Here is an 8,788-nt window from a genome sequence, read left to right on the forward strand (position 1 = left end):
CCTGAGGGGAGAGGGAGAGACAGTCGTCGTCATGGCGCGCCGCTTTGGCCCGTTCGGCGGCTTCGTCCAGCGCTTCCAGGCGCGCTCAGTTATGCCTGATTTTCGCATTGGCGGCCAGCGGATTTGTTCGGGATTTCCCGGTAAGCTGTCTGCCGTCCAATCGCCCCCCGAGGAGAATCGATGCGCCACGTCCTGGCCGCCCTGCGTTTTGCCTGCGCGGCGCTCGCCCTCGCCGCTGCCTGCGCGCGGCCGGCGGCCGCCGCGCCGGAATGCATCGTGCCCGCCAAGCCCGGCGGCGGCTTCGACCTGACCTGCAAGCTGGCGCAGCGCACGCTGCTCGAAGCCGGACTGACCGAGCAGCCGATGCGGCTGGCCTACGTGCCGGGCGGTATCGGCGCGGTGGCCTACAACAGCATCGTGGCGCAACGCCCCGCCGAGCCCGATACCATCGTAGCCTTTTCAGACGGCTCGCTTCTGGCTTTGGCTGAAGGCAAGTTCGGTAAGTACGGCGCGGCGGACGTGCGCTGGGTCGGCGCGCTCGGCACCGATTACGGCGTGATCGCGGTGCGCGCCGATTCGCCCTTCAAGAGCCTGAAGGACCTGGTGGCCGCGCTCAGGTCGGATCCGGACCAGGTGCTGTTCGGGGCAGGCGGCACCATCGGCAACCAGGACTGGATAAAGGCCGCGCTGGTGGCCCGGCAGGCCGGGGTGGGCTACAAGCGCATGCGCTTCGTGGGTTTCGAGGGCGGTGGCGAGGCCTTTACGGCGCTGCAGGCCGGGCACGTCCAGGCGGTGTCCGGCGACGCATCGGAGGCCGCCATGCAGCTCGGCGCGGGCGGCATCCGCATCCTGGCCGTGCTGGCGGAGCAGCGCCTGCCCGGCAGGCTGGCCAGCGTGCCCACTGCGCGCGAGCAGGGCTTCGACATTGTCTGGCCCATCCTGCGCGGCTTCTACATGGGCCCCAAGGTGCCGCAGGCCGACTACCGGCGCTGGGCCAACCGCTTCGAGCGGTTGCAGGCCAGCCCGGCATTCGCCAGGCTGCGCGCGGAGCAAGGCCTGTTTCCTGTCGACCTGGGCGGTGCGGACCTGGATACCTACGTGCAGCGGACGGTGCAGCGCTACAGCACGCTGGCCAAGGAATTCGGGCTGGCCCGATAGGCCTGATAGGACCGATAGCTGCCGATATCGGCTACGGCCGGGCAGGCACCTCCGGACGCGGCAGCGGCTGCTTGCTCACCCGCTCCTTGAGCCAGGTGGCGGCCTTGCCGAGCGGCCGTTGCTTGTGCCACACCAGCTCCATGGCCACCGGCCAGTCCTGGTCGTCGAACTCCAGCGCGGGCGACACCAGCTGCGTGCCCGCCGGCGAGTTGGCCGCCACGTGCCAGGGCACGAAGGCCCATCCCAGCCGGCGCTTGACAAGCTCGACGATGACCCACTGGCTCTCCACCCACCAGACTTCGGCGGCCACGCGCAGGCGCATTTTTTCCTCGCTGTCGGCGCGGGTCGCCACCATCAGTTGGCGGTAGCGCTTGAGTTCTTCCCAGCCCACGCGCTGGTCCGCAAGCGGATGGTCAGGGGCGCAGATGATCCGCATCGGCACCCAGCCCAGCGCGCGGAAACCCAGCTCCGGCGGCAGCACTTCCTGGCGCCACATGAGCCCCAAGTCCGCGCAGCGCTCCAGCACCAGCCGGCTTACGTCTTCCATCAAGGGGAACAGCAGCTCCAGCTCCACTGCCGGGAAGCGCGCGGAGAATTCCTCCAGCATCACGCCCAGGGTTTCCTCCGGATACAGCTCGTCCACCGCCAGCACCAGGCGGCTCTCCACGCCCTCGCCCAGGCTCTTGGCCACGCCGCGGAAATGCTCGCAGCGCTCCAGGATCACGCGCGCTTCTGCCAACAGGCGTTCACCCGCGGGGGTCAGGGTGGGATAGCGCCCGCCGCGGTCGAACAACTGGTTGCCCAGGTCGATCTCGAGGTTGGACACGGCCGCGCTGACGACCGACTGGGCCTTGCCCAGGCGGCGCGCGGCAGCAGAGAAAGAGCCGCACTCGGCGGCGGCGGCAAAGGCCTGGAGTTGCTCTAGCGAGAGGCTCATGTCGATTCCTTGAGACGGGCCGCCGGCCCATCCATCGTTTTTAGCGATAGAACCTAACTTTACCATCCCAGAATACTCGATAGAATGGCCTCATTCACGCCAGACAGGAAGTATCATGCGCAGCACCAAGGACAGAATTCGTCACACCATCGGCTTTGAAGTGATCGGCTTGCTGATTGTCGCGCCGGTCGGCAGCTGGGTGTTTGGCTTCGCCCTGCACCAGATCGGCATCCTCGCCGTGGTGGCATCGGTGATCGCCGCCGCCTGGAACTACATCTACAACGTGCTGTTCGACAAGGCCATGCTTCGGTTCACCGGGCAGCTGCGCAAGCCGGTGCCCGTGCGGGTGCTCCACGCCATCCTGTTCGAACTGGGCCTGCTGGTGGTGTTCCTGCCGATGGTAGCGTGGTACCTCGACATGAGCCTCATCGATGCGTTCATCATGGACATCGCCTTGGCGGCCTTCTACGTGGTCTATGCGTTCGTCTACAACTGGGCCTACGACGCCGTGTTCCCGGTGGCCAACACTGTGGGGAAAAGCGGGCAGGCTACGGAGGCGATCGCGAAGTCAGCCTGCTGACCCGGCGATAAGAAAGCAAAAGCGGATGCCGACGGCATCCGCTTTTTGCTTTTTGGCGAGCCGCTTCGTATGGCTACGGGTGGCGGCGTTGATCCTTACCTGCGGTCGGGCGTAGCCACGTTACCGACCACGCCGCCCAGCGCTGCGCCACCGATGGTAGCCGCCGGGCCGCCGACCAGCGCTGCGCCAGCCACGCCGCCGACACCCGCGCCGATGGCGGTATTGCGCTGCTTGGGCGTCATGTCGGCACAACCCGCCACGCTCAGCAGGGTGGCAAGCAGGATAGACAGGGTTACGGTACGCATGATGAGGCTCCTTGTGGGATATGCGGCATTTGCTTTGGGCCTGGCAATGCAACCAGGCATCGTTATCGCGTATTACCGCAAGGTCCACATCTGCGGCAGGTGCGTTCAGTATGGGGCTCGGGGCCGCTTTGCGTGACGGGGGCATGGCCGAACCTCGTGTCAGCGGATTCCCACAAATCCCGTGCCCAGGACGTGTATGCGCCGCTTACTTGCGGGTTTCCCCGCACACCGGCCATCTTGAAGCCTCCGTGCAATTAGTTATACTACATAACAATATTGCTGCCGGCCGCCCGCTCCGCATGGAGCACGCACGGCACGGGCAATCCATAACAAGCCGTGGAGACAACACCATGAAGATCGCGATTGCCGGTGGCGGCATCGGTGGCCTGACGCTGGCACTGCTTTGCCACCGGCACGGCATCGAGGTCGAGGTCTGGGAAGCCAGCGAGACGCTGCGCCCGCTCGGCGTAGGCATCAACCTGCTGCCGCACGCCGTGCGCGAGCTGTCCGAGCTCGGGTTGCACGATGCGCTGGCCGAGCTGGCGGTGCAGACCTCCTCCCTCTCCTACTACAACAAGCTTGGCCAGCGCATCTGGCACGAGCCGCGCGGGCGCGCGGCGGGCTACGACCAGCCGCAGTTCTCCATCCATCGCGGCGAATTCCAGATGCTGCTCTACCGCACCGTGGTGGAACGCCTGGGGGCCGACAGCGTGCATGCCGGCCACACGTTTGAGGCGGTCGCGAGCACCGGCGCGCGCGCCGCAGACCCAGTGGAGTTCACGCTGTGCCGGCGCAGCGACAACGCGCAAGTCACGGCGCGGGCCGATGTGCTGGTGGGCGCCGACGGCATCCACTCCGCCGTGCGCCGCCACTTCTATCCGCAGGGCGACGCGCCGCGCTTCTCGCGCCGCACGCTGTGGCGCGCCGTCACCGAGGCGCCGCCGTACCTGGACGGCAACTCGATGTTCATGGCGGGCCACCAGGACCAGAAGTTCGTGGCCTACCCGATCTCCGAGCCGCTGCGCCGCAAGGGGCGCTCGCTGGTCAACTGGATTGCCGAGCTGCGCGTGCCCGACAGCGCGCCGGATACCCCGCCGCGCAGCGACTGGAACAAAGAGGTCGACAAGTCCGTGTTCCGCGAAGCCTTTGCCGGCTGGCGCTGGGACTGGATCGACATCCCCGCGCTGATCGACGGCGCGCAGGCCATCTACGAATTCCCCATGGTCGACAAGGACACGCTGCCCCGCTGGACCTTCGACCGCGTGACGCTGCTGGGAGACGCCGCCCACCCGATGTACCCGATCGGCTCCAACGGCAGCGCGCAGGCCATCCTCGATGCGCGCTACCTGATGGACAGCCTCTTGGCCAACGGCGCGCCGCGCGACGTCTGCGGCACCGGCTACGCGCTGCGCGAGTACGAGGCGGAGCGACTGCCGCGCACCGCGGCCATCGTGCTGCGCAACCGCATGAACGGGCCCGAGCAGGTCATGCAGCTGGCCGAGCAGCGCGCGCCGCAAGGCTTCAGCGATATCGAAAGCGTGATCCCGCGCACGGAGCTCGAAGCGATTGCGCTGCGCTACAAGCAGCTCGCCGGCTTCGACCGGCAATCGCTGCAGGTGCCGCCGCGCTAAGCGGGCCGCGCGCCTGTAATTGCGCCAGTCCGTCGAATCATGCCCCCCGACCGGCCCTGAGAAGCCGGGTCATTCGAAGATAAGGAGACATCGTGCCGCGCCCCAGCCTTACCCGCCTTGCCACGCCCGCCACCCGCCTTGCGCTCGCCGTCACCGCCGGCCTTGTCTGCGCGCTTGGCGCCGCACCCGTGTTTGCCGAAGTGACGGTCGGCGTCAGCATCGCGTCGACCGGCCCCTCGGCCTCGCTCGGCATCCCGCAGAAAAACAGCATGCCCTTCCTGCCGGAGACCATCGGCGGCGAAAAGGTCCGCTACATCGTGCTGGACGACGGCTCCGATCCCACCCAGGCCACCAAGGTGGCGCGCCGCTTCGTCAGCGAAGACAAGGTCGACATCATCCTCGGCTCGTCGGCGGTGGCGCCATCGATCGCGATTGCCGAAGTGGCCGACGAGAGCCAGACCGTGCAGCTGGCCTTCTCGCCGATCGAGCTCAAGCCCGGGCGCGGCGAATGGACCTATCGCCTGGCACAGCCGGTCAAGCTGATGGCCGAAGCCGTGGCGGATGCGGCGCACGCGAGAGGCGTCAAGACCATCGCCTTCATCGGCTTTGCCGACGCCTACGGCGAAACCTGGCTCAAGGAATTCACCACCGCCGCCACCGCGCGCGGCATGCGCCTGGTGGCCACCGAACGCTATGCGCGCTCGGACACCAGCGTGACCGCGCAAACGCTCAAGCTGATCGCCGCCCGCCCCGACGCGGTGCTGATCGCCGGCGCCGGCACCGGCGCGGCCCTGCCCCACACCACGCTGCGCGAGCGCGGGTTCGCGGGCCCGGTCTACCACACGCACGGCGCGGCCACCAAGGACCTGATCCGCATCGGCGGCAAGGCCGTCAACGGCTCCATCCTGCCGGCCGGGCCGGTGATCGTGGCCGAGCAGCTGCCCGACAGCGCCGCCACCAAGAAGCCGGGACTGGACTATGTGGGCCGCTACGAGAAACTGTATGGGCCCGACAGCCGCACCCAGTTCGGCGCCCACCCGTACGATGCGGGCCTGGTGCTGCAGCGCATCGTGCCGGTGGCGCTCAAGCAGGCCAAGCCGGGCACGCCGGCATTCCGCAAAGCCCTTAAGGCCGCGCTGGAGAGCGAACGCGATATCGTGGTGTCGCACGGCGTGCTGAACTACACCGCGCAGGATCACTTCGGCTTCGACACACGCGGCCGCGTGATGCTGACCATCCACAACGGCAACTGGAAGCTGCTGAAATGACCTCGCCCGCCGCGCCCCTCGCCATCGCCGCCCTGCCCACGCCCACGCTGGAGCATGTGGCGGACTTCAGCTTCCGGCTGGCGCCGGCCACCGAGGTGGGCACGAGCGCGCTGGGCAACCGGCGGGTCATCCCCATCCTCGACGGCGTAGTTTCCGGGCCGCGCCTGCAAGGGCGCATCCTGCCCGGCGGGGCGGACTTCCAGCTGGTGCGCCACGACGCCGGCAACGGCATCGTCGTGGCGGACATCGAGGCCCGCTACGTGCTGGAGACCGGCGACGGCGAGCGCATCTACATCGTCAACGCCGGCGTGCGCAGCGGGCCGGCCGAGCTGATCGCGCGCCTGGCCGGTGGCGAGATCGTCGACCCGCGCCTGATCTATTTCCGCACCGCGCCCCGCTTCGAGACGTCGGCGCCCGGCTACGACTGGCTCATGCAGCACCTGTTTGTCGCCACCGGCGCCCGCTATCCGGACCGGGTGGAAATGCGGTATTTTCGCGTCATGTAGGCGGCCCGGTTTTTCCGCCGGCCCATCCCCCTTACCGCTACCACCCACACTCATCGACTGACGCCAAGGCCTCATGACCACAGCAAAGGCGCGAGCGCGCCGCAGCCGCGATGCCCTCGCCCCCGATCCCGCCGGCGCCAGCCAGGCAGCCGATGCACCCGGCGGGTTCGATCCGCATATCGCCGACGTCGACTATGGCGTACTCGACAGCCTGGTCGGCTACGCCATCCGCCGCGCGCAGATCCGCATCTACGAAGACTTCGTGCAATCGCTGGCGCAGTGGAACATCACGCCGCCGCGTTTCTCCGCGCTCGTGATCGTCTCGCGCAATCCGCTGCTCAAGTTGACCGAGCTGGCCAGCATCCTGGGCATTGCGCGCTCGGGTGCGGTGCTGCTGGTCGACGCGCTGGAAGACATGAAGCTGGTTGCGCGCCGCCCGGCGCCGCACGACCGCCGCGCCTACAGCCTGGTGCTGACCACAGCGGGACGGCGCACGCTGGAAGCCGCCACCGCCGCGGTGTGCGCGCATGACGCGCGCGTCGCGAGTGCATTGTCGGCGCAGGAGCAAGACACGCTGCGCGCGCTGCTCGGCAAGCTCGCGCCACCTCAGCCAGTGGGTGCCGCCCAGATGGCAGAGCCGACGAACGCTGCGCAAGACTAGACGGAAATTCTGGGGAAAATCCTGCGGAAATCGAAAGGCGGCGTCATCCGCGCCCAGGCCCATGCGTTAACATGGGCACCATGCCGAAACGCCCTTCCCCAATTCTTCGCCGCCTGCTGCCGCTTTGCGTCGCCGGGCTGTTGTGCATCAGCGGCCTGAGCGCCGCCACCGCTAAGACCACCGTTCACAAGACCAAGGCCGCCCACGCCGCTGCCCAGCCCGCCGAGCCGCGCTCGGGCCTGCCGGGCAGCGTGACGGCCGCGCTCAAGCGCGCGCATGTGCCCGCCTCGGCCACCAGCTTCTACGTGATCAAGGTCGGCGCGCCCGCGCCCCGCGCAAGCTGGAACGCGCAGACGCCGATGAACCCGGCTTCCACCATGAAGCTGGTCACCACCTTCGCCGGGCTCCAGCTGCTTGGCCCCGGCTACCGCTGGCAGACCGCGCTCTACGCCGACAACCAGCCGGGTGCCGACGGCACCGTCAACGGCAATGTCTACCTGCGCGGCTATGGCGACCCCAAGCTGGTGCCCGAAGAAATGGCCAAGCTGGTCAACGCCGCCCGCACCGCGGGCGCCACCACCATCAACGGCGACCTGGTGCTGGACCGCAGCTACTTCGATTCCACCCTCGACAACGGCGCCACCATCGACGGCGAAACCCAGCGCGCCTACAACGTCAGCCCCGACGCACTGCTCTACGCCTTCAAGACGCTGTCGTTTACCATCACGCCCGACCCGGTCAACCAGTCGGTCGCGGTATCGGTCACGCCCGCGCTGGCGCAGCTCAAGCTCGACAACCGCCTCGCGCTGTCCAACGGCAAATGCGGCAACTGGTCGGCACGCGCCCGCCCCGCCGTCACGCCGCAACCCGACGGCACCGTGCTGGCCTCCTTCGACGGCAGCTACGCCGCCGACTGCGGCGAACACGTGGTCAATATCGCCACGCTCTCGCACAACGAGTTCGCCTGGGGCGGCTTCGTCGCCGAGTGGCAACTGGCCGGCGGCCGCTTCACCCACCAGCCAGCCCTGCGCATGGGCCGCGCCCCGCGCAACGCCTTCCTGCTGGCACGCCACTATGGCCAGCCCCTGTCGGAAATCGTGCGCGACATCAACAAGTTCTCGAACAATGTGATGGCTCGCCAGCTTTACCTGACCATCGGCGCGGAGATGGATCGCGGCGGTCCGGCCAGCACGACGCGCTCGGCCAAGGTGGTGCAGCGCTGGCTGGCGCGCCAGGGGCTGGACATGCCCGGCCTGGTGCTGGACAACGGCTCCGGGCTATCGCGTGAAGAACGGATCAGTGCCTACGATATGTCGCGGCTGCTGCAGCAAGCGCTGGCCAGCGAAGTCGGGCCGGTGCTGATGGATTCGCTGCCGATCCTCGGCGTCGATGGCACGCTGCGCAACCGCCTGACGCGCGCCGGCGCGGCCGGCAATGCCTACATGAAGACAGGAACGTTGAACGATGTCCGGGCGCTTGCCGGCTATGTCGATGCCCTGAACGGCGATCGGTATGTGGTGGTCAGCTACATCAACCACGCCAACGCAGCACAAGCCCGCGAAGCCCACGACGCCCTGTTGCAATGGGTGTATCAGGGCGCACCCTGAGTGGCGTGATACTGGCAGCCGGTACGGAAGAACGGTGAGATCACGCCCTTGCGAGCGCCCGCCCTCTCCCCCGGCCCCTCTCCCGCAAGCGGGAGAGGGGAGCCAACCAGCGGGATAAGAGCGCCCGACGATATC

9 protein-coding genes are annotated in these 8,788 nt (G+C 68.0%); 7 read left to right on the forward strand and 2 right to left on the reverse strand.

Translation table 11 applies throughout. The features are described from left to right. Positions 1 to 180 precede the first annotated feature (180 nt). Positions 181 to 1,158 carry a tripartite tricarboxylate transporter substrate binding protein gene (locus tag ACYP5B_RS52950; protein WP_459575495.1) on the forward strand — a complete coding sequence of 326 codons (978 nt, stop codon included), beginning with the start codon at positions 181 to 183 and terminating at the stop codon, positions 1,156 to 1,158. Positions 1,159 to 1,189: 31 nt separating this feature from the next. Here ACYP5B_RS52950 and ACYP5B_RS52955 read toward each other — a convergent pair whose 3' ends face one another. After that, entirely contained in the window at positions 1,190 to 2,095 is a 906-nt protein-coding gene (locus tag ACYP5B_RS52955) for a LysR family transcriptional regulator (protein ID WP_459575497.1), read from the reverse strand. A gap of 115 nt (positions 2,096 to 2,210) precedes the next feature. Between ACYP5B_RS52955 and ACYP5B_RS52960 the strand changes: the two genes are divergently transcribed. Continuing rightward, a complete protein-coding gene (locus ACYP5B_RS52960) occupies positions 2,211 to 2,675 on the forward strand; it encodes a PACE efflux transporter (protein ID WP_267605623.1) in 465 nt (154 codons plus the stop codon). Positions 2,676 to 2,770: 95 nt separating this feature from the next. On the opposite strand, the gene ACYP5B_RS52965 is transcribed toward ACYP5B_RS52960, so the two are convergent. Next, complete coding sequence (locus ACYP5B_RS52965; protein WP_267605622.1) at positions 2,771 to 2,980, reverse strand: hypothetical protein; 210 nt, start codon at positions 2,978 to 2,980, stop codon at positions 2,771 to 2,773. A 350-nt stretch (positions 2,981 to 3,330) separates the two neighbouring features. Here ACYP5B_RS52965 and ACYP5B_RS52970 point away from each other — a divergent pair, with 350 nt between their 5' ends. The 5 genes from ACYP5B_RS52970 to dacB all read left to right on the forward strand — a co-directional run bounded on the left by ACYP5B_RS52970 (position 3,331) and on the right by dacB (position 8,653). Further along, on the forward strand, positions 3,331 to 4,611 hold the full coding sequence (locus ACYP5B_RS52970) for a flavin-dependent oxidoreductase (RefSeq protein WP_459575500.1): 1,281 nt from the start codon (positions 3,331 to 3,333) through the stop codon (positions 4,609 to 4,611). A 92-nt stretch (positions 4,612 to 4,703) separates the two neighbouring features. After that, entirely contained in the window at positions 4,704 to 5,879 is a 1,176-nt protein-coding gene (locus tag ACYP5B_RS52975; RefSeq protein WP_459575502.1) for an ABC transporter substrate-binding protein, read from the forward strand. Beyond that, entirely contained in the window at positions 5,876 to 6,385 is a 510-nt protein-coding gene (locus ACYP5B_RS52980; RefSeq protein WP_267605620.1) for a DUF3237 domain-containing protein, read from the forward strand. Before ACYP5B_RS52975 ends, ACYP5B_RS52980 begins: the two co-directional genes overlap by 4 nt. Positions 6,386 to 6,458: 73 nt before the next feature. Next, positions 6,459 to 7,046: a MarR family winged helix-turn-helix transcriptional regulator gene (locus tag ACYP5B_RS52985; RefSeq protein ID WP_459575505.1), complete on the forward strand. Its 588-nt coding sequence runs from the start codon at positions 6,459 to 6,461 to the stop codon at positions 7,044 to 7,046. 71 nt (positions 7,047 to 7,117) lie between these two features. Further along, positions 7,118 to 8,653, forward strand: a complete 1,536-nt coding sequence (gene dacB, locus ACYP5B_RS52990; RefSeq protein WP_459575507.1) for a D-alanyl-D-alanine carboxypeptidase/D-alanyl-D-alanine endopeptidase — start codon at positions 7,118 to 7,120, stop codon at positions 8,651 to 8,653. Positions 8,654 to 8,788 lie beyond the last annotated feature (135 nt).

It is taken from the genome of Cupriavidus sp. 8B (assembly GCF_054589115.1).

Excerpts from the sequence above, each read along its gene's own strand:
- ACYP5B_RS52950 (WP_459575495.1), top strand. The coding sequence starts at position 181 with ATGCGCCACGTCCTGGCCGCCCTGCGTTTTGCCTGCGCGGCGCTCGCC.
- ACYP5B_RS52955 (WP_459575497.1), bottom strand. The coding sequence starts at position 2,095 with ATGAGCCTCTCGCTAGAGCAACTCCAGGCCTTTGCCGCCGCCGCCGAG.
- ACYP5B_RS52960 (WP_267605623.1), top strand. The coding sequence starts at position 2,211 with ATGCGCAGCACCAAGGACAGAATTCGTCACACCATCGGCTTTGAAGTG.
- ACYP5B_RS52965 (WP_267605622.1), bottom strand. The coding sequence starts at position 2,980 with ATGCGTACCGTAACCCTGTCTATCCTGCTTGCCACCCTGCTGAGCGTG.
- ACYP5B_RS52970 (WP_459575500.1), top strand. The coding sequence starts at position 3,331 with ATGAAGATCGCGATTGCCGGTGGCGGCATCGGTGGCCTGACGCTGGCA.
- ACYP5B_RS52980 (WP_267605620.1), top strand. The coding sequence starts at position 5,876 with ATGACCTCGCCCGCCGCGCCCCTCGCCATCGCCGCCCTGCCCACGCCC.
- ACYP5B_RS52985 (WP_459575505.1), top strand. The coding sequence starts at position 6,459 with ATGACCACAGCAAAGGCGCGAGCGCGCCGCAGCCGCGATGCCCTCGCC.
- dacB (WP_459575507.1), top strand. The coding sequence starts at position 7,118 with ATGGGCACCATGCCGAAACGCCCTTCCCCAATTCTTCGCCGCCTGCTG.